Origin of the sequence: Pseudomonas sp. CF161, from assembly GCF_000416215.1 — a bacterium.
GTDB lineage: Bacteria > Pseudomonadota > Gammaproteobacteria > Pseudomonadales > Pseudomonadaceae > Aquipseudomonas.
Genome location: NZ_ATLP01000044.1, coordinates 12,172 through 31,228, shown reverse-complemented (window position 1 = coordinate 31,228; position 19,057 = coordinate 12,172). Strand labels below are relative to the sequence as shown.

Genomic DNA, 19,057 nt, shown 5'->3' with positions numbered 1-19,057 from the left:
CACCGCTGGGCTGGCCGGTCAGTGGGTCTTTCTGCTCGGCACCGGGCAGTTGGGGCGTGTAGTCCCGGGTGCGCGCGGTGCGTTCGATGCGCAGCGGGGTCTGGTAACCCACGGCCACCAGCAGCGGCGCCTGGCCGGCGGCGAGCTTTTGCAGCTGCCCGGCGTCCAGCGCGCCGAGGGCGGCGTTGCCATCGAGCATCCACAGCACCGGGTAGCCGTCCTTGGGCGCGGCCTGGTGCGGGCGGCCGATCCACACCTGGTAGTGGCGCTGGCCGTCGGCGGAATCCAGCAGCAGGCTGCTGAAGCTGTAGGGCAGGCCCGGCTGCTGCAAGAGCCGGGTGTCCATCGGTTGTTCCGGCGCGGGTTGCGCCTGGGTCGTGGGGCCCGCCAGGGCCAAGGCCAGGGCGAGGCAAAGGGCAAAACGTTTCATCAGGGGATCTCGCAAGCGGGTCAGAACGACGCGGTGAGGCTGGTATAGAGCGTGCGCCCCGGTTCGTTGTACGTCGCCGCCCCGGCCCCGGCGATATTGGTCACGCCCTGGGCGTTGCCTTCGCGGTACAGGCGTTTGTCCAGCAGGTTGTCGACCCCGGCGGTCAGGCTCAGGTTGCGGGTCAGGGCGTAGGTGCCGCTCAGGCCGGCGATGGCGTAGGGCGAGAGCTGATTGCTCGAGGTGCCGGTCACGGGGTTGCCGTGGTAGTCGTATTTTTTCGGGGTTTGCTTGCCATACCAGGCCACGCTCAATTGCAGCGACAGGTCCTGGGTCGCCTGCCAGTCGAGCATTGAGTTCAGGGTGTAGCGCGGGGTCACCGAGAGGTAGTCGCCGGTCTGCTTGTTTTTCGATTGCAGCATGTAGGTGAAGTTGTTGTTCCAGGTCAGTTGCTCGGCCAGGGGCAGGGTCAGGGTGCCTTCCAGGCCTTCGACCAGGGCCTTGGGCACGTTTTCCCACTGGTAGACCGCAGCGTTGGCATAGGCCCCGGTGCCACCGCTGGCGCTGCCCACGGAACCCAGGCCCGACTCCACCTTGTTTTTGTAGTCATTGCGGAAGTAGGTCAGGCCCGCCACCACGCCGTCGGCCTTGTACTCCAGGCCCAGCTCTTTGTTGACGCTGGTTTCGGCCTTGAGGTTGGCGTTGCCTTGCAGGTAGCAGCTGGTGGTCTGCCCGTAGCAGCCCTGGCCCCGGCTGTAGAGCAGGTAGTCGGGGTTCAACTGGTAGAGGTTGGGCGCCTTGTAGGCGCGGGCAATGCCGGCCTTGAGGGTCAGGCTGTCACTCAGGGCGTGGGACAGGTTCAGCGACGGGCTCCAGTTGTCGCCGACCACGCTGTGGTGATCGAAACGCAGACCCGGGGTGAGCATGGTGCCGGGCAGCAGCTCGATATTGTCTTCGGCGAACAGCGAGAAAATCTGCGCCGAAGAGTCGGTGCTGCGGCCACTGCTGGTCAGGCCGCTGACGCTGCCGCCTTCGCTGGTGCTCTGGGTGTTGGCGCTGGGGTCGTCGAGCTTTTGCTGGACCCACTCGCTGCCCAGGGTCAGGGTCTGGTCGACACCCGCATGCAGCGGCAGGTTGACCTCGCCGTGGGCGGTCAGGTCACGCAGCACCGCGGTGTAGAAACCGCTGTTGCTGAAGATGCCTTCGGTGCCGCCGGCCAGGCCTTCGTTGATCCGGCTGTTGCGGGTCTTTTCGTATTGCAGGTAGGCCATGGAACTACCGAAATCCCACTCGCCGCGATGGGTCAGCGAGTAGTTTTCGCGGTAGCTGCGGTTGGTCTCGTGGCCCAGCAGGCTCTTCACCGTGGCGTTGCTGTTGGTGTTCTGGGTGTCGCCGGTGTAGAGGTTGCCCTGGCGGCTGAAGCCGGCTTCGAAGTCCAGGGTCTGCTCCGGGGTCAGGTGCCAGCTGAGCAGGCCATTGAGGTCCTTGTTGCGCACCCCTTCGCGGCCGGCGGGCAGGGTGCCGACCTGGTTGCCGGTGCGCGCCGATTCATGGCCAGCGTTGATGTCGGCGTCGTCTTCATCGGTCTTCGCCACATTGCCGTAGACCCGGTAGCTCAGGGTGTCGGTCAGCGGGCCATTGAGGCCGAAGCTCATGCGCTTGGTCGCGCCTTCGCTGCCGTGCTGGGGAAAGGAGCTGTAGACCGTGGCATTGCCGTGGGTCTGGGTGCCGGCCTGCTTGGTCACGATATTGATCACCCCGCCTGCCGCGCCATTGCCATAACGCGCCGCCGCCGGGCCACGGATCACCTCGATGCGTTCCACCTGGTCGGCCGGCACCCAGTTGGTGTCGCCCCGGCTGTCACGCTCGCCGCGCCAGCCGTAGCGCACCGAGTTGCGACTACCCACCGGTTTGCCGTCGACCAGGATCAGGGTGTTTTCCGGGCCCATGCCGCGAATGTCGATCTGCCGGTTGTTGCCGCGCTGGCCGCTGGTGGAGTTACCGGTCAGGTTGACCCCGGGCATGGTGCGGATGATCTGCGACAAGTCGTTGGCCGGCGGGCGCTTCTTGATGTCTTCGGCGGTAATCACCGACACCCCGGGTGCCTGCTTGGTCTCTTCCTTGGCGGTGGCGACGATGCTCTGCACCGGCAGTTCCAGCCCTGGTTGCGGGACGTTCTCGGCCTCCACCGCGGCGTGCACGGCCAAGGGCAGCAGGCAGCAACTGGACAACAGGAAAGGGGCGAAAGGACGCAGCGAAGGGAACGACATCGGTGATCTCCGGAAGTCAGCCTGAAACAGGAAGATCACGAATGATAATGAATGCTATTTGAGAGTAAAGCGCATTAACTTTCTAAACACTTCGGCTCCGCCGCCGCCGGCAACAGCAGGTGCATGCACAATCCCGGGGTGCCATTGCTGGCCCACAAGCGTCCCTGTTGCAGCTCGATGGCGCGGCGGGCGATGGCCAGCCCCAGGCCGAAACCGTCGCCGCTGGCCGACTCCAGGCGTTGATAGGGCAGGAACATGCGCGACAAGTCGGCTTCGGCGACTCCCGGGCCCTGGTCTTCCAGGCACAGGTGCCAGTACGCGCCCTCACGCCAGCCCCGCAGGGTGACCTGGCCGTCCTCGGGGGAATAGCGAATGGCGTTGCGCAGCAGGTTTTCCAGGGCCTGGGCCACGCTGTCCAGGTGCACCTGCACGCAGCAATCGGTGCCCAGCAGGCAGCGCAGACGCTGCGGCGCCCAGCCGCTTTCAAAGCAGGCATCCTCGCGCAGGGCCTCCCACACCGAGAGCATCAGCACCGGTTCGCTGGGGCGTTGCGGGCGTTCGGTGTCGAGCCAGGCCAGGTCCAGGGTGTCTTCCAGCAGGCGTTGCATGTCGTTGATTTCCCGGTCCAGGCGCTGGCGCAGGTGCTCCGGCGGCAGGGGGCTGTCATGGGCAATCCGCAGCCGCGCCAGGGGCGTGCGCAGTTCATGGGACAGGGTACGCAGCAGCAGGCGCTGCTGACCCAGGCTCTGGCGCAGGCGCTCGGCCATATGCTCCAGGGCCTGGGCCAGTTCGCCCAGCTCGTCATGGCGATTGACCAGTGGCGTGCCCAGGCCCTCGCTCTCCAGGTCATCGGCGCGCAGCGCGTCGGCCCGGTCCCGCAGGCGATTGAGCGGCAGCACCAACTGCCGGTACAGCAGCAGGCCGAGCAGGGCCGCGAGCAGGGTCGGCATCACCCCGTGGCTCAGCACGTGGGTCCAGGGCGTAAGGCCGCGGGGCAGCAGGCGCTCGGGCAGTTGCAGCACCAGTTGGCCCTGCGCCGGCTGCTCGGGGAAGGCGATGCTGACGTAGGGCAATTCATCCTGCAACCGTCGGCTCATCGGCCAATCGAGCTTGCGCATAAAGGTCAGGTGGCGGTAGTCCTCGGTGCTCAGCGCCGTGGTGCCGAGGCTTTCCAGGCGCGGGCCGAGCACCGCGACCCAGGTCTTCTCGCGGTCTGCCAACTGCTGGCGAAACGCTTCGACGCCGGCGCTGCCCTGGGCCCGCCAGATCGCCTCGGCCTGCTGCGCATACTGCGCCAGGTACAGGCGGTCTGCGGGCTCCAGAAAGTACGTGCGACGCTCTGCCGACAGGCCCCAGATCCAGATAATCCAGGTCAGCAGCAGGCAAAAGCTGATTTGCAGCAGCGCCAGTTTCCACAACAGCGGATGACGCCGCATCAACCGCGCTCCGTGTCCACCAGGATATAGCCCTGGCCGCGCACGGCCTGGATCTGCAAATGCTGGGCGCCAATTGCCGCCAACTTGCGCCGCAGGTTGCACACGTGCACATCCAGCCCCCGGTCGAGCCGGGTATAGATGCGGTGCAGCACACTCTGGTACAGAAACGCCTTGCTCAGCGCCTCGCCGGGGTGCTCGTGCAAGGTCGCCAGCAAGCGGTATTCGGAGTCGGTCAGCCCGGCGTACTGACCCTGTTGGCTCACATCACGCGCCAGTTCGTCAAACTCCAGGCTGCCCAACGCCTGGGGCCGCGCCCGCGCCGCCTGGGGCTGGGACCGCGCGGCGCGGCGCAACAAGGCATCGGCCCGCGCATCCAGCTCGGCCAGGCTGAAGGGCTTGGGCAGGTAATCGTCGGCGCCCCGGGTAAACCCGCTGATCCGATCCTGCTCGGCCCCCAGGGCCGACATCAGCATCACCGGTAAGTCCTGGTCGCTGCGCAGGGTTTCAAGCAAGGCCAGGCCGTCCATGCCGGGCAGCATGATATCCAGCAACACCAGATCAAAATGCCCGGCACGCGCCGCCGCCAGGCCCTGGGTGCCGCTGTCGCAGGCGGTCACGGAAAAGCCGCGCTGGCAAAAGTGCAGGTGCAGGTCGTTGCGCAGGCGGGCGTCGTCTTCAACCAGCAGCAGATGAGGAGTCATGGTGGGTAGGTGCTTAAATGAGAATGTTTAACATTTGTGAATGATGCATGAAAGGGCCGGGGCTGTGCAATTGCCTGTGGGGATGTGCCGCAGGGGGAGGGGGGCGATAAGGAAATAAGCTGCGACGGTTTGCCGGTTGTCCGCTGCAGCCACGGCACTTACGCTGCCGCCACTGTAGATGTTGACGCTTGCCAACGCTGGGCAACAGCCCAGGTGACCTCGCGCAGGGCAAGTCCTTTACGCTTCAGGCAGTCGACGAACAGTAGTTGTTAAAAAACACAACCAGAGTAGCCTGGGTTTATAGACAGGGAAGCCTATGGACGTTCTCATACCATCACGTTTCGACGATGCAGCGATTTTGTATCCGAACGACAAAGCCGGGCTTGATCGTTGCCTTCGCCTTTTACGAATGGCACGCCCGAAAGAATTCGCGGACCTGGAAGCGCTTTTCGGTCCGCAAGGGGTCGACCTGTTCAAGCCAAGAGCGGCCATGAATTGGGTCGTGATCGACGTAGGCGGCAATAACCTCAGGGTGCTGGGCGGGGTCAACTACACCCGGCAGAAGTTCTACGTCAAACACATCTACACGCATGCCGACTACGACGTTGCCAGCGCCTGGTATGCCAGAAACAAAGGGGTAAAACGATGAGCGCAGCCCGCAATGACCTTCAAACCGTGATCGCAACCCTTGGCGAGCTGCACGCGGTGCTGGAACGCCTACGCAGTGAGTTTGTGCACGGCATCAAGACCCCCGCTGACTATGAGCGGGCGACTCACCTGCTCGATGAACTCACCGACGGGCGTGGGCTGAGCAAGGTCGAGGAAAAAATCCTGGTCGAGCTCGAGGACGAAATCCTGGCCTACCAGCGCGACGCCGAGCAGTTTCGCGAATCGAACGCCGCGTTTGAGGCGACTTGCACCCCGGTGCAGTTGATCAAGGACCTGATGGAAACCCTCGGGCTCACCGGCTCGGATCTCCCTGAAATTGGCGATAAAACAGCGGTATCCAAGGTGCTCGCTGGGGCGCGGCCCATCAGTCACAAGATGGCGTACGCGCTGGCAGCGCGGTTTTCGATGGAGCCCGGGGCTTTCCTGTCGGCCGCCTCGGGAAAGGTCGCTGATCCCGAAAGCATTCGGCCCAAGCCCAAAAAAACCTCAGTGCATAACCGCTTTCGCAACACGCCGCCGACCTTGCGCCCAGAGAAACCCGCCGACAACAACGAGTACCAACAGGTGGCTTCCAAAAGCCACAGACAGCCAAGTAAAGCCCAGCCCCGGGGCTAGGCAGGCATCTGTTCGGTACGGCCTCACTCGCCAGGAACGCTCGGCGTCTATCACTTTCTACTTCGGTGACGACCTGTCATGGGAGGCCGAAAACGAAGTCATCCACTCGGTTCAACAGCTCCGCAAAGACCTGGATGCCACTCTCGAGGACAGGAATCAGGCCCGGGTCCCTCTGTGATACAGCCAGCGTTTTGGCCGGCCGTATTCGCAATTGCAGTCGGCCAGGGACGGTATTGATCGTTACCTGATTGCTGGAACCTGCATCGGCCGTGGCTCAACAGCGCTAGCGGCACGCCGCTTTCAGGCTGAACGCCTGCCCCGACAGCAACTGCATGCAGCCCTCGATCTGGCTGGCCACGGCAGCCCTGTCATCCGCCAGCTCCAGGCCCAAGGCCCTTCTGCGCAAGGGTTCGGCGATCACCAGCGATAAAATCATGCGCGCCAGCACCTGGGGTTGGGCGACGGTCACCAGGCCCCTGGCCGCCTGCCTGCTCAGCCAGTTGGCGAGGAGCAGGGTCGCATGCTCGATGCCATTGGCCTGGTAGGCCTCGAGGGCCAGGTCACGCTCCGCAAAGTCCTGGGTCAGCAGCTTGAACAGCCCGATCGCATCGTCGCTGAGCGCCCTGTCCGCCACCGCGCCCAGTAGTCGGCCTAACACGGCAAGCAGATCGTCCGCCGCGAGCGGGTCTTCGTCGAACAGATCGGCAAACCCCTGGGTCCAGGACCCAATCACCAAGCCCACCAACTCGCTTCGGTTGGCCGCGAAGCGGTACAGGGTTTTTTTCGCCAGGCCGCAGTGCGCCGCGACGGCTTCCATGGTGGTCGCGCTGTAACCCTGGCTCAGCAGCAGGCGCGTTGCCCCGCTCACGATTAGCTCGACTGTCTGTTCCTGTGAGCGGGCCGGCCGCCCGCGTTTTGCCGGCTGGATGTCATTGCTCATAAAGGCTCCTGAAGTGGCGGGCGGACTTTATCATCGGGTAATTGCGAAACGCTAAACGTTTCTATAATAATGCGACCTGACCTAAAAGGAGCACGGCATGAAATCTTCCACCTTGGCGACACCCTGGAGCGACCATTCGGCCATGCTGTCGCCGACGCCCCTGCACCTTGAAATGGGCATTACCCGGCTGCCCGACGGCTGCCTGATGGTCTGCGTGCACAATGAGTTGCGCGGCTGCAAAGGCAAAATGCTCGATTGGTGGTTCACTTTTTTTGAAACCACCGAGCACATCAAGTGGTGGCACCCCTACGACCATATCGAGCACAAGGGCTGGGACGAGCAGTGGGTCCGAGGGGTCAATTACATCGGGGCGACCATCCGCGCCGTGGAGTCCCTGGGGGATATCCCGCCCGTGGAGGCCACCCTCAAGTTCCATGACCCCCGTGATGTCTTTGCCGACCCGGCGCTGCGCGAGGCCTTCCGGCGCGAGCATGTGTCCGCCATCATCTGCGCCAGAATCGGTTTTGGCGCGGATGTGGAGCTTGACCCGAACGGCGACCCGACCGATGGCGAGATGATCCACCTCGTCCGCGATACCGATACCGGATGTGTGCTGCGCAGCCGCTTCATCCTTGGCCGCTCCTGCCGCGATCCGCGAGCCGAAGTACCGGATGAACTGGGCCTGGGGCTGCTTCAACATTGCTACTCGGAGTTCAGCTACCTTGCGGCGTTTCTGCCAGCGCTGTTCCTGGCCGAGACACGCAAGGACGCAAGCCCATCGTTGCGCTGGTAAGCCGGGTTGCGTACCCAGCCCCATCGCTGAGGCAGCGGGCGATGAGGGGGGATAAGGAAACAAGCTGCGACGGTTGGTCGGTTGTTGGGTTTGGGGTTCGACACTACCCTGGCGCCATCGCTGAACACTTGGCGCTCGGGCCGGAGACACTGAAGAGATACGGGAACACGCAGTTCCCGCTGTGCAGGCTCCTACGCTGGAGAGCCTGAGGGCTACAGGCGAATGGGCCGGTGAGAAGATCCATGAGGCGGGAAAATGAGTTTGAACGTTGTCGATAAGCTACTCCTGTCCGTTGCCCTCATTGATCTGGCAGGGATTTTTCTTTGGATTGGGGGCTGTTTGCACCTGGCTTATACGAAGATGGATTTGATGTTGGAACACCTGAAAAATTGCTCAGCCATCATGACGCGTGCTCCGCTTCGACATGCTGGGCCCTGGGGAAAGCTTCTGCTCGTAGGTGGCATTGCGGGAATAGTGACCTTCCCTGGGTTTTATTTGAAAAGGGGCGAGCTAAGTTCCGAAGATTTAGCCCACTTTCCAGCGTCCCTTAAACGCAAGCTGGCCGTGTTGCACTGGAGCGTGATTGGGCTGCTATTGGTAATGGTCAGCTTTGGTGTGGCGGTTAAATCAGGTTCTGTTTAGTGCTGCTGAACACTGAAGTGCCCTTGTTTCATAAGCGCATCTCACTGGCTTCATTCGGCCACTGGCTGACGTTCACCCTACGACAGCCCCGGCCAGGAGCGGTCCGTGGCAGCCTGGTCCGAACATGCTGACGATCACCAGGCTGAGAATTTCTTCCAGCCAAGCGATTTCCGCGCGTGGTCGCGTGTCACCGGTTGGCACGGAGTGTCACAATTGCGCCCCCTTCAATCCCGAGCGCTCTCCATGCTTCGTCCAGCCCTGCAGATCGTCGCCGTGTTTGTGTCCTGGGTGACCGCCACCGCGGCGCTGGCCGACCCTCAGTACTTCCACAAGACCCTGTCCGGCCGCATTGGCGATCGCCATGGGTTTACGATGAATCTCAAGAATGTCGACGGCAGGCTCACGGGAAGCTATCGCCCTGCCGGCAAGCGCAATGATCTCTACCTGAGCGGCGAGATCGACCCATCAGGGGCCTTGACGATGAACGCGTTCGGGAGTGCGGGCCAACGCACCGGCACCTTCACCGGCAAGCTGGTCAGTGACACGCTCGACGGCAACTGGGCCTCGGCCGATGGCGACCGGCCCTTGCCCGTTTACGCGCATCAGACCTCGGAAATCATCATGGGCTCGAAGCGCGAGATGCTCACGCAGGCGATCGGCACTTATGTGCTCGACAGCGTCAGCGGCGCGGGCTGCCCCAGCGGCGTGTGGCAGTCGTGGCGAGACAAGGGCCGATGGAAGTCGAATTTCTCGGTCGTCGAGGATGGGCACGTCGAGGTCTCGGACGTGAGCCTGACACGCGAGGATCTGCACCGGCTCAACAGCATGACGGTCACTTTGGACACCTCGCTCGCCACGCGCCTGAGCGTCGAGGGCAAGGTGCTGCTGTCGATCCCGTACCGCGACGCGGGCATGCAGTACGAGATCAGCCAGCCCCACCACGCTGGCATTGAGTACCAAATCAGCCAGCCGCCAAACAGCGTAATGGAGGATCACCTGAAGTCGCTGTCGCCCGCCACCAGCGTCTATAACGAACATCTCTACCTGCTCGCCCGCGACGCGATCGATTTCGCGCCGGCGATGGCGGGCAATTATCTGTCCAACGAAGTGGGCGTCGTGACGGTCAGCTACGCCGTCGTCGGCAAGACCTTCGACGTCTACCTGCGGGACGACAACGGCTGCAGCGGTAGCGTGTTCTCCTTTCGGCGCAAGGGCCGATGAAGGCGATGCATCATGGGCCTCCAGGTCAGGCCCCGAGTGCGGCGGCGCCAGTGCTTGCCTGAATGGCCGCTGACGAGAAATGTGTACGACCGTTGAGGGTCGATTTCAGTCGGTCGTGACAGGCAACAATCGGCCGTAAGCTGCCTGTCGATAACAAATGATCAGTACGCCCTGTTCACCACCCCATGCCTCCAGACGGCGCCCACGTGAACTGCCTTCGGTTTTTCACGGGTGCTGCGTTTTACGCACAAACTCGATCAGCGCCTGTAGCGCTGGCGGTACGTGACGCCGGCTGGAGTAATAGATAAAAAACCTGCTTGGCAGGGCTTTCCAGTCTTCAAGAATTTCCTCCAGTTGCCCCTGAGCCAAGTAGTCCCTGGCCATCTCCTCATACACGTACGCGATCCCGGCACCGTCCTTCGCGGCTTGGATCATCAAGGTGTCATCTTCCAGTATCAACGGTCCTGCCACGGCCAGGCGCATGGGTTGGCCCTCGGCAAGATATTCCCACTTGTACAGTTTGCCGCTTGGGAAGCGCCTGCCAATGCAGGCGTGTTCAAGCAGCCTTTGTGGCGTGTCCGGTGTCCCGTGCCTCCTGAGGTAATCGGGGGCTGCAACGGTGACAAATCCCTGCGGTGAGCCCACCGGCACGGCGATCATGTCCCCCGCAAGGCTTTCGCCGAAGCGCACGCCTGCATCAAAGCCTTTGTCGATGATGTCGCTCAATCCATCGTCAGCCACCAGCTCCACGTTGACACGTGGGTAGGCGGCAGTGAATGGCGCCAGCAGGGGCGCAATGACGAGGCGGGCTGCGGGTCGCGATACGTTCAATCGCAGCGTACCGGTGGGAACTTCCTGTTTGAAGGTCAGTTCATGCAGCCCTTTGGCGATCTCCGCCAACGCTGGAACCAGCGTAGCGAGCAGTTGATTGCCTGCTTCAGTGGGCGTCACGCTGCGAGTGGTACGGTTGAGCAGCCTGACCCCCAGCCTGCCTTCCAAGGCACGCATGGCGTGGCTCAGGGCCGATGCAGAAACCCCTCGCTCGTCGGCTGCTTTGCGAAAGCTGTGATGGCGAGCCACTGCGGCGAAGGCGTCGAGTTCGGAAAGATCGCATGGGGTTTTCATGAATAGGATTCAGTAGTTCAAGCACGATTGGCTATCTTATCGTCGGTAACCTGCCGATGGATACTTTGCGCATCAATCGATGTGAGGTGTTTATGCAAAAGAATCGACTGGGTAGGTCCGAGTTGCTGATTTCGCCAATTGGCATGGGCACTTGGGCCATTGCGGGGCAAGGGTGGGAGTTCAGTTGGGGGGCACAAGATGACCGCGATAGCCTGGCGGCATTGGAGTACGCGGTCGAGCGCGGCGTTAACTGGATCGACACAGCGGCGGTCTATGGACTCGGCCATGCCGAACGGTTGACGGGGCAATTGCTGCGTCAGGTGCCGGCTTCGCGTCGTCCATTGGTATTCACCAAAGGCAGTCTGGTGTGGGATCCCGAGACCCGTGAGATTTCTCATTCGCTCGCCCCCCAGTCACTGATGAAAGAGATCGAGGACAGCCTGCGTCGCTTGCAGGTCGATGTCATCGACCTCTATCAGATTCACTGGCCAGCGTTCCCGGCAGATGGGACCAGTGAAGGCATCGAGGAGGCTTTGGCGACTCTGGCCCAAGCCAAGGCGCAGGGCAAGATAAGGGCAATTGGCGTGTCAAACTTCGATGTTCCCCAGCTTGAGCGAGCCCGCTCGGTCACCGATATCGCCTCCCTTCAACCGCCGTATTCAGCTTTGATGCGTGATATCGAGGACCATGTTCTGCCTTATTGCGCAACGGCGCAGGTCGGCGTGATTGCCTACTCGACTTTACAATCTGGCCTACTGACGGGAAGCATGACCCGCGAGCGGATTGCACAGCTGCCCGACGACGACTGGCGAAAATCGCGCAGCGCCGATTTCCAGGAACCTCGCCTCAGCAAGAATCTCGCTTTGGTAGAAGTGATGGCAAACATTGGTGCCAGGCATGGGGTCAGTGCGGCGGCCATCGCCATCGCTTGGGTACTGCGTGATTCGGCAGTCTCCGGCGCGATAGTAGGTGCACGCCGGCCCGAACAGGTGAATGGATTGATCGATGCCATCAGCGTTCGGCTTGGCCAGCCCGAAATAGAAGAAATTAGCCACTATTTACCTGAAGGTATGGGCACGAACGTACCCAGCAGTGTGGCCTGAGCAAGCTGATGTTTGCCCGTTGATGCTCAGCGGCGTGTGATCTCCGCAGTCAGCGAATGACTCCTGGAGATCATACTGGTTGATAGCCCGCCATCGGCCAAAAGCATCACTAACACCTGAATTAAACTCAGCTGCGAAGCGGCGTCGGCTTGAATGAAGGGTTAGGCCGCAGCAGTGCCCGCGGGGACCCAGAGATCATCGCCCTCAAGATCATAGGTGCGCTGCTCGCAGCCTCCATCTTTGCAGCGGACATAGGCAAGCATACGGGTCGCGCCGTCGCTGTTCGCCACCAGCCAGTAGTAAGCGTAACCATCATCAGGAAACTCGCTATCCTGCCAAACTTCGACACTGGGATGAGATGCGCTAAGGCGAGAGAACACTTCCGTCGATTGGATAATGAAGATGTCGGACATACTCTTTCCTGTGGCCTAACACACGCGCAGATAGACGCGAACTTGCGAGCGTTCTAATGGACGCGATTGTTGAATGTGTTTGTGAAAGTTAAATATACACACCGCTGGTGGACAGTACTCTCTTGCTGTCCGCCGCAACGGCTCTAGATCAAGCTATCTGCACTGATACTGGAGTTATCCACCACCCGACAAGCCTTTCTGCCAGCGTGCTGGCTGGATTGCACATTAGCGTTCAAGCAGGGTGCTGGACAGGGGGACTGCTTCCGCGCCGGAATCACTGGAAGGGCTGCCAAGTAGTGGATGGGGGACCATTTTCCCCAGCGTTCTTAGAGCCCCTTGAGCGGCTGCTTTTGGCCATAAACAGCCCGTCGCTCGAACATCCCATCGCTTGCCGTCATCAGCCTCGTAGTGCAGCAAACAACCTCCATCCCCATACAAATTTGTCTCAACGCCATCACCGGTTTAAAGTCGCCTATTTTTCCGCCCTATCAGGAAGCTTGCACCCAATGGATCTGCCGCGCCTTTTTCCCCGTGCCACCGCCAAGCCATTGCTGGCGCTGCTGCTCGGCCTCTGCGCCAACAGCTCAATGGCCGCCAACCTCACTGAAAGCCTGACCCAGTGCCAGCCTGCGTTCTTCAAGACCCTGTACAGCCAGCGCGGCGAACTGGCGCGGGTGGTGAAGGTGGCCCAGGACGACAAGCGCGGCCTGGCCTGGGTGCCGGTGGCTGACCGGCGTGAGACGCAAACCGCGCTTCAGCCGTTCTCCAAGCCCCTCGACGATCAGGGCCTGCGCCTGACCGGCTATTACGATCGGGTGTTTGATCTGGGGGAGATGGGCACGTACTACTTCTGGGGGTTTGAGGTCGATGCCAGCCGCGAGGCGATCATGGCCGCGTTGCCCCAGGCGGGTTGGCAGGAGGCGGGTGAGTACTTTATTGCTCGGCCGCAGATCAAGCTCAGCGCCGATGCGCCGTGGCAGGACAACCCGGCAGCGGCCTCGGGCATTGCCCCGGCACCGGGTTCGGCGGAGAAGATCCTGATGCTCAGCGTTGAAGAGGGCAAGACCCGGTTGCTCTGCTCGTTGCAGGGCAGTGTGGATGCGCGGTTGCTGCAGCAGGAGCGGCCGGATATGGCGAAAGGGGCTGGCCAATGAAGCGGCTCTGGTGCTTGAGCGCGGTGCTGCTGTTGGGCGGTTGCAACCATGGCGGTGTGCAGCAGGAGCCGGTACCGCAAGTGCCTCCGGCTGCGCCTTTGGGCATGTTCAAGGTGGTGGAGAGCCCGGAGCTGGCCACGTACTTTGCGGCCAATTCCTTGGGCCTGTATCAGAACAACCCGCAGTTGCGGCAGTTCTATCTGGTCAACAACTACGCCAAGCCGGCGCAACTGAGTGGCAAACCGCCGATCAACAGTTCCCGCGCGATCCGGGTGATCAACTGTGAGCGCGACGAGACGGCGCAGTTTGGCCGGGTGTATTTTTCCGAGCCCTTTGCCCAGGGCGTCGAGGTCATGCGCAAGGAGGAGGTCCCACAATGGGCCGGCTTCCCTCGTCAATCGCTGCTGGGAGAATTGCGCAATATGGCCTGCGGCATCGACGCGGCGCGTCTGGGTGCGCCGCCGTTCGAGGCCCCAACCCATTAAGGATGCGGCCGCAGCCCGGCCGCGCCCCGTTCTCCCGAGTTTTTTCCTAAAGTTCGCGGCCCCCGGGTCGAGACGTTGATGTTGTTTGCCCATTAATAAGGAAGTTTTGTGTTGAAAACCTTGCTCAAGGCCGCGGCCCTTATCGCCACGTTGTCGATGACCGGCTGTGTTTCCTACAACGTCACCGGCCCGGTTGGCGCACCGCCGCACCCGGCCCCGGTCACCAGCCCGCGTACCGCGCAACTGGCCGATGTGGTGGTGTCCGCCCCCGGTATCGATGAAGCCACCCGCACCGCCATCAGCCGCTCGCTCACCAGCCAGCTCAACCAGTACGTGAAGGCCGGCGCCTATTTCAATCAGGTCAGCGAATACCCGACGCGCCTCGGTGAAAACGACGTGGTGCTGAAATTCAACATGACTTCCCTCAAGGGCCACCGCGGGCCGCATCCGGGTTACTTCCCCGGGGCGCTGTTGACCCTGACCATCTGGATTTGGGTCAACGGGCCGATCTACGTCGACAGCTTCGACCTGGCCGGTGACCTGGTGGTGGTCGACCGCGACGGCAAGGAGCTGGCCAGCAGCAAGCAGCAGCTCAAGCTGGAGCGCAATGTCGGCCTGTACGGGCGTGAATACTGGGCCCCGACCATGGGCGCCAAGCAACTGACCGAACTGGTCTCGCAGTTGCTCGACACCGCCACCGCCCGTTTGCCGAAACAGTAAGTTCAAGGAGCAACCTATGTTGGGTTCCATCAAGCACGCCCTGGTACTGGCCGCCGTTTTGCTGAGCGGCTGCGTGTCCTATTCGCAACACGAACTGACCCCGGTCAAGGCCTGGCCACCGACCGCGCAAGCGCCGGCGCAAAAGCCCAGCGCCTTTGTCCGCACCACCGCCATGAATCAGGTCAACGGTGGGCCGGCCAATGCCGCTGGCGGCGCCCCGGCCGTGGCCTGGGAAACGGCGGTGGCCGATGCGTTCCGCCAGTCCGGGCGCTTTAGCCGGGTCAGCACCGACAAGGTCGATTCGGACCTGTACGCCGAAGCCACCCTGTACAACCACGAGCAGTTCAACATGGCCTCGGCCATCATCACCGGCGCGACCTTCTTTATCATTCCGAGCACGGCGAAAAACACCTTCACCCTGGAGACCGTGTTCAAGGACAAGGACGGCAAGGAAGTGGGGCGTATCCGCAAAAGCGAATCGGTGCGCACCTGGATGCACTTGCTGCTGATCGTGACCATCCCGTTCCAGCAGGACACCCGTGAGGTGGTCCAGGAACTGGCCCGCAGCACCCTGGAAGAAGCCGTGCAACGCCGCCTGTTGTAAGGGACGCGCACGCGGCATCGATGCAAGTGCAACGCCGCTTGACCGGGTACGGGTCAGCGGCGTTTTTTATTGGCTGCGGGCCCGGCTGTCAGGCGATCTTGATTGGACACCCGGGGCGTATTTCTATTAAATCCGCGGGCTGTTTTTCCCCAGCCCACACCCCGAGAACCGATACGAATGGATGCGATCGTGCGCATATTGTTGCTGGCCGCGCTGGCTGTTTTGAGTGCCTGCGGCGGCGGGGGCAGAGGCCTGCAGGACGGCGAGGGCGCTTATGACCCGTACCGCCAGCCCCCTGTTGATGGGGCGGCCACCGGCACCCTGCCCAAGGACTCGGACCCGGCGCGCAATCAGTTCGTCGACAAGATGACCGGCATCGTCACGGTGTTTTTTGCCAGCAACCGCAATGTGCTGTCCGCGACCGGTTGCGTCGATGCCCTGGGCAGCAAGCGCGGCAAGGCCCTGGTGTATGGCTACTGCCATGTGAAGATCCCGTTCGACCACAAGACCGGGGTGGTCGAGACCCCGTCCTGGTTCAAGCTGGAGTGGTCGGAAAACCCGGATAAACATGTCTCGATCCTCGGCGGCGGCATCGTGCCCAAGGCCGAGTTTGAACAGCTGATCAGCCACCGCCTCAAGGAAAACGGCTCCAGTTTCATCTATGTGCACGGCTACAACGTGGCATTTGAAGACGCCGCCAAACGCACCGCGCAGATGGCCTACGACCTGGACTTCAAAGGCGTGCCGGCCTTCTACAGCTGGCCTTCGGCCGGCAGGACCGAAGAGTACGTGCCCGACGAAGCCGCGGTGGAAGCGGCCAAGACCAAGTTCTACAGCTTCCTGGTCGACTACCTGAAACAGCCCCATGTGAAAAAGGTCTACCTGATCGCCCACAGCATGGGCAATCGCGCCGTGGCCAGCAGCCTGGTGACGCTGAACCTGAAGCACCCCAAGCTGCGGAGCAAGATCAAGGAAGTGATCCTGGCGGCGCCGGATATCGATTCCGATGTGTTTGCCGATGAAATCGTCCCCGGCATCAGCCCCGCCAAATGGCCGGTAACCATGTATGTCTCGGACAAGGACCTGGCCTTGCTGGCCTCCAAGACCTTTCACAAATACCCGCGCGCGGGTTTTGTCTCGGACAACCTGCTGGTGGTGCCGGGCATCGATACGGTCGACGCCAGCCTGATCACGACCGACTTTCTCAGCCACTCGTACTACGGCGATTCGACCACGCTGATTTACGACATCTACAACATCATCAACACCGGCAAGCGCCCAGGGCAGCGGCGCAAGCTGGCGCAGGTGAGTAATGCCAATGGCGTGTATTGGCGGTTTATGCCTTAGCCGTGGGGCGAGCTGTTGCGCAGAGAGCCGGGCATGACTCAGACCCTGCGCAACAGCTGCAACTGGCTCCAGTCGGGGGCGAGCTGTTGCTGAAGCAGGTAATCGGCGACATCCAAAAAGGTCTCGCCGAGGACTGTGCTCTCCACGCATTGCCACAGCGAATCACACTCGGTGCAGGCGATGACCTGCGCGCCCGTCTGTTTGACGCTGAACAGGGCAAGGTCCCCATAGTCACCGCAGGTGGGGCAGTGCATAAATAACTCCTGATGCCATGGTCGGCGCGGCTATGTTACTGGGTGCACTGGGGGTTATCAGCGTGTGACGTCAGTATTTTCGCCATCATCGGCAGGGGCGGCGCCAAGCCCCACGCGCTGCAGGTAGTTCTCCAGGGCCTCGACCGCGTTGTGGTTGATGATTGCACCGATGTAGCCATCCGGGCGTATCAGCAGCCAGTCGCCGAGGGCCGGGGCGTAGGCCTGTTGCCAGTGCCCCTGATCGTCCAGCACGTCGCCGCGCGGGCCGATGCTGTGGATACGCAACCCGGGCCGAGGTCGCACGGCGCTGCGCTCCAGGCCATGGCCCAGCAAGGTCCAGTGCGGGCCCTGGAACAGGTTGAACAGCCGCGAGCGGTGCCCGCAAGCGCTGCGGATCGGCGCATCGGGGGCGCGGTCGCCGGCGGCCACGCCCGTGGTGCGACTGGGTTGTTCCAGCGCGAGGGTGGACTGCGGGTAACCGATATCCAGCTGCTGCACGTCGCGGCCACGTCGGATATCGCCACGCTTCTGGGCCTCCAGCAGGTGGGTCGCCAAGCCGAGCATCGAGGCGGCGATGGGGCGCCGTTCTTCCTCATAGGTGTCCAGCAGCGATTGTGGCGCGCCCTTGATCACTGCGGCCAGTTTCCAGCCCAGGTTGTAGGCGTCCTGCACGCTGGTATTCAGGCCCTGGCCCCCGGTGGGCGGATGAATATGCGCCGCATCCCCTACCAGAAACACCCGGCCCACACGGTACTGATCGGCCAGCCGCGCTTGCATGGTGTAGGCCGAGGCCCAGGACACCGAGTGCACCTGAATATCGTCGCGCCCGGTGCGCTGCGCCACCAGGGCTGTCAGGCCGTCGGCGCTGAGGTCGATCTCGCCTTCCAGGGGGATCGGGCCCTGGATCTGCAACTGATCGGTCCCGGCCAGCGGGCAGAGCGAGATCTGGCGCGTCATATCGCCATCGCCGAAGCGGTGCCAGTAGTCGCGGGACAGCCCCGACACCTGCACATCGGCCACCACGGCGCGCACGCCAAGGGTCTTACCGGGAAAGCCGATCCCCAGCTCATGGCGCACCCGGCTGCGCCCGCCATCGGCGCCCACCAGCCAGCCCACGCGCAGGGTTTCCTCACCGTTTTCGCCGGCCAGGCGCACGCTGACCCCGTCGGCGTCCTGCTCGAAACCCAGCAACTCGCAGCCCCACTGCGGCTGCTGGCCCAGTTCAAGCAGGCGCTCGCGCAGCAGCTGTTCGGTCAGGAATTGCGGCAACATCAGCGGCTGTTGATAGGGTTCGGCAGGGCTCGGGGCCTGGTGCTGGATGACCTCGGCATCGGTATGGCGGCCATCGTCGTGATAGCGGCGCTCAGGCGGATAAGCGCCCGCGATGGCGCAAACCCGCTCGAGGATGCCGATATCCTCGAAGACCTCCAGGGTCCGGGGCTGCAACCCCTTGCCGCGTGACCCATGGAACGGCTGCGGGGCTTTTTCGATCAGGCGCAGGGGAATGCCCCGTCGCGCCAGATCAATCGCCAACGTCAAACCGGCAGCGCCCGCGCCGCAAATCAACACCTGAACAGCGAGTGGTTGTTTCATAATCCGCTCCAAAGCGTGCAAGATGCACATATTTGAGCGAGGGGTAAAAGCGTGTCAACAAATAAAGTGCAAAATACACATATTAGTGCCCAGCTCCGCCAGCTTCATGACGCGCTGGTGGAGATCGTCGGCGTCATGAACCGCCCCCAGCGCGACGAGGCCATGGTCCGCGAAGCCGGGATCGCCCTGGACCGCGCGCTGTTCCCGCTGCTGGTGCTGGTGGAGCGTCTGGGGCCGATTGGCGTGGTTGAACTGGCCGACCGCGTGGGCCGCGACTACACCACCGTCAGCCGCCAGGTCGCCAAACTCGAAAGCCTGGGCCTGATCGACCGCCAGGCCAGCGCCACCGACCGCCGCGTGCGCGAGTCCGTCATCACCGCCAAAGGCAAAGCCATGACCGACCGCGTCGATGAAGCACGGGAGCGGATCGGCCTGGCGATCTTCTCCACCTGGGAGCAGCAGGACGTGGAGAATCTGGTGCGGCTGATGAGCAAGTTCGCGCAGGGGATAAAGGGGGATGGGGTGGAGTAGGGTTTGTAGTGCCG

20 protein-coding genes and 2 pseudogenes are annotated in these 19,057 nt (G+C 62.5%); 13 read left to right on the top strand and 9 right to left on the bottom strand.

All coding sequences use genetic code 11. The features are described from left to right. The 4 genes and pseudogenes from CF161_RS08570 to CF161_RS08555 all read right to left on the bottom strand — a co-directional run. Positions 1-430: pseudogene (locus CF161_RS08570) on the bottom strand (alpha/beta hydrolase); the annotation flags it as partial. Positions 431-450: 20 nt separating this feature from the next. Next, positions 451-2,697, bottom strand: a complete 2,247-nt coding sequence (locus tag CF161_RS08565) for a TonB-dependent siderophore receptor (RefSeq protein WP_020296172.1) — start codon at positions 2,695-2,697, stop codon at positions 451-453. A gap of 74 nt (positions 2,698-2,771) precedes the next feature. Continuing rightward, the gene (locus CF161_RS08560; RefSeq protein ID WP_020296171.1) at positions 2,772-4,133 is read right to left on the bottom strand and encodes a sensor histidine kinase; all 1,362 of its coding nucleotides are present in this window, start codon (positions 4,131-4,133) and stop codon (positions 2,772-2,774) included. Further along, positions 4,133-4,834: a response regulator transcription factor gene (locus CF161_RS08555; protein WP_020296170.1), complete on the bottom strand. Its 702-nt coding sequence runs from the start codon at positions 4,832-4,834 to the stop codon at positions 4,133-4,135. The genes CF161_RS08560 and CF161_RS08555 overlap by 1 nt, the downstream gene beginning before the upstream one ends. A gap of 316 nt (positions 4,835-5,150) precedes the next feature. On the opposite strand from CF161_RS08555, the gene CF161_RS08550 reads away from it, so the two are divergent. The 3 genes and pseudogenes from CF161_RS08550 to CF161_RS33380 form a co-directional block, all read left to right on the top strand. After that, positions 5,151-5,483, top strand: a complete 333-nt coding sequence (locus CF161_RS08550) for a type II toxin-antitoxin system HigB family toxin (RefSeq protein ID WP_020296169.1) — start codon at positions 5,151-5,153, stop codon at positions 5,481-5,483. After that, the gene (locus tag CF161_RS08545) at positions 5,480-6,118 is read left to right on the top strand and encodes a type II toxin-antitoxin system HigA family antitoxin (protein ID WP_020296168.1); all 639 of its coding nucleotides are present in this window, start codon (positions 5,480-5,482) and stop codon (positions 6,116-6,118) included. The genes CF161_RS08550 and CF161_RS08545 overlap by 4 nt, the downstream gene beginning before the upstream one ends. A 55-nt stretch (positions 6,119-6,173) precedes the next feature. Continuing rightward, positions 6,174-6,386: pseudogene (locus CF161_RS33380) on the top strand (nucleotidyltransferase family protein); the annotation flags it as partial. A 15-nt stretch (positions 6,387-6,401) separates the two neighbouring features. Here CF161_RS33380 and CF161_RS08540 read toward each other — a convergent pair. Continuing rightward, the gene (locus CF161_RS08540; RefSeq protein ID WP_020296167.1) at positions 6,402-7,058 is read right to left on the bottom strand and encodes a TetR/AcrR family transcriptional regulator; all 657 of its coding nucleotides are present in this window, start codon (positions 7,056-7,058) and stop codon (positions 6,402-6,404) included. Positions 7,059-7,155: 97 nt separating this feature from the next. Here CF161_RS08540 and CF161_RS08535 point away from each other — a divergent pair, with 97 nt between their 5' ends. From CF161_RS08535 to CF161_RS08525, 3 genes are all read left to right on the top strand, one after another. Next, positions 7,156-7,851, top strand: a complete 696-nt coding sequence (locus CF161_RS08535; RefSeq protein WP_020296166.1) for a DAPG hydrolase family protein — start codon at positions 7,156-7,158, stop codon at positions 7,849-7,851. A gap of 255 nt (positions 7,852-8,106) precedes the next feature. After that, entirely contained in the window at positions 8,107-8,493 is a 387-nt protein-coding gene (locus tag CF161_RS08530; RefSeq protein ID WP_020296165.1) for a hypothetical protein, read from the top strand. 105 nt (positions 8,494-8,598) lie between these two features. Beyond that, positions 8,599-9,714, top strand: coding sequence for a hypothetical protein (locus CF161_RS08525; protein ID WP_218187561.1), 1,116 nt, complete (start codon positions 8,599-8,601; stop codon positions 9,712-9,714). A gap of 225 nt (positions 9,715-9,939) precedes the next feature. Here CF161_RS08525 and CF161_RS08520 read toward each other — a convergent pair whose 3' ends face one another. After that, a complete protein-coding gene (locus CF161_RS08520; RefSeq protein ID WP_020296163.1) occupies positions 9,940-10,839 on the bottom strand; it encodes a LysR family transcriptional regulator in 900 nt (299 codons plus the stop codon). 92 nt (positions 10,840-10,931) lie between these two features. On the opposite strand from CF161_RS08520, the gene CF161_RS08515 reads away from it, so the two are divergent. Next, the gene (locus CF161_RS08515; protein ID WP_020296162.1) at positions 10,932-11,942 is read left to right on the top strand and encodes an aldo/keto reductase; all 1,011 of its coding nucleotides are present in this window, start codon (positions 10,932-10,934) and stop codon (positions 11,940-11,942) included. Between the two features lie 161 nt (positions 11,943-12,103). Here CF161_RS08515 and CF161_RS08510 read toward each other — a convergent pair whose 3' ends face one another. After that, the gene (locus CF161_RS08510; RefSeq protein WP_020296161.1) at positions 12,104-12,355 is read right to left on the bottom strand and encodes a hypothetical protein; all 252 of its coding nucleotides are present in this window, start codon (positions 12,353-12,355) and stop codon (positions 12,104-12,106) included. Between the two features lie 506 nt (positions 12,356-12,861). Here CF161_RS08510 and CF161_RS08505 point away from each other — a divergent pair. The 5 genes from CF161_RS08505 (at position 12,862) to CF161_RS08485 (ending at position 16,665) form a co-directional block, all read left to right on the top strand. Next, on the top strand, positions 12,862-13,509 hold the full coding sequence (locus CF161_RS08505; protein ID WP_020296160.1) for a hypothetical protein: 648 nt from the start codon (positions 12,862-12,864) through the stop codon (positions 13,507-13,509). Beyond that, entirely contained in the window at positions 13,506-13,994 is a 489-nt protein-coding gene (locus CF161_RS08500; protein ID WP_020296159.1) for a surface-adhesin E family protein, read from the top strand. The genes CF161_RS08505 and CF161_RS08500 overlap by 4 nt, the downstream gene beginning before the upstream one ends. Positions 13,995-14,102: 108 nt before the next feature. Next, positions 14,103-14,714 carry a hypothetical protein gene (locus CF161_RS08495; RefSeq protein WP_043228916.1) on the top strand — a complete coding sequence of 204 codons (612 nt, stop codon included), beginning with the start codon at positions 14,103-14,105 and terminating at the stop codon, positions 14,712-14,714. A gap of 16 nt (positions 14,715-14,730) precedes the next feature. Then, entirely contained in the window at positions 14,731-15,318 is a 588-nt protein-coding gene (locus tag CF161_RS08490) for a hypothetical protein (protein WP_020296157.1), read from the top strand. A 189-nt stretch (positions 15,319-15,507) separates the two neighbouring features. Next, positions 15,508-16,665, top strand: a complete 1,158-nt coding sequence (locus tag CF161_RS08485; RefSeq protein ID WP_177326762.1) for an alpha/beta hydrolase — start codon at positions 15,508-15,510, stop codon at positions 16,663-16,665. A 38-nt stretch (positions 16,666-16,703) separates the two neighbouring features. Here CF161_RS08485 and CF161_RS08480 read toward each other — a convergent pair whose 3' ends face one another. Together CF161_RS08480 and CF161_RS08475 are read right to left on the bottom strand one after the other, a co-directional pair. Then, the gene (locus CF161_RS08480; RefSeq protein ID WP_020296155.1) at positions 16,704-16,919 is read right to left on the bottom strand and encodes a hypothetical protein; all 216 of its coding nucleotides are present in this window, start codon (positions 16,917-16,919) and stop codon (positions 16,704-16,706) included. A 57-nt stretch (positions 16,920-16,976) separates the two neighbouring features. After that, complete coding sequence (locus CF161_RS08475; RefSeq protein ID WP_020296154.1) at positions 16,977-18,512, bottom strand: FAD-dependent oxidoreductase; 1,536 nt, start codon at positions 18,510-18,512, stop codon at positions 16,977-16,979. Positions 18,513-18,647: 135 nt separating this feature from the next. Between CF161_RS08475 and CF161_RS08470 the strand changes: the two genes are divergently transcribed. Beyond that, entirely contained in the window at positions 18,648-19,043 is a 396-nt protein-coding gene (locus tag CF161_RS08470; protein ID WP_218187560.1) for a MarR family winged helix-turn-helix transcriptional regulator, read from the top strand. The last annotated feature ends 14 nt before the right edge of the window (positions 19,044-19,057 follow it).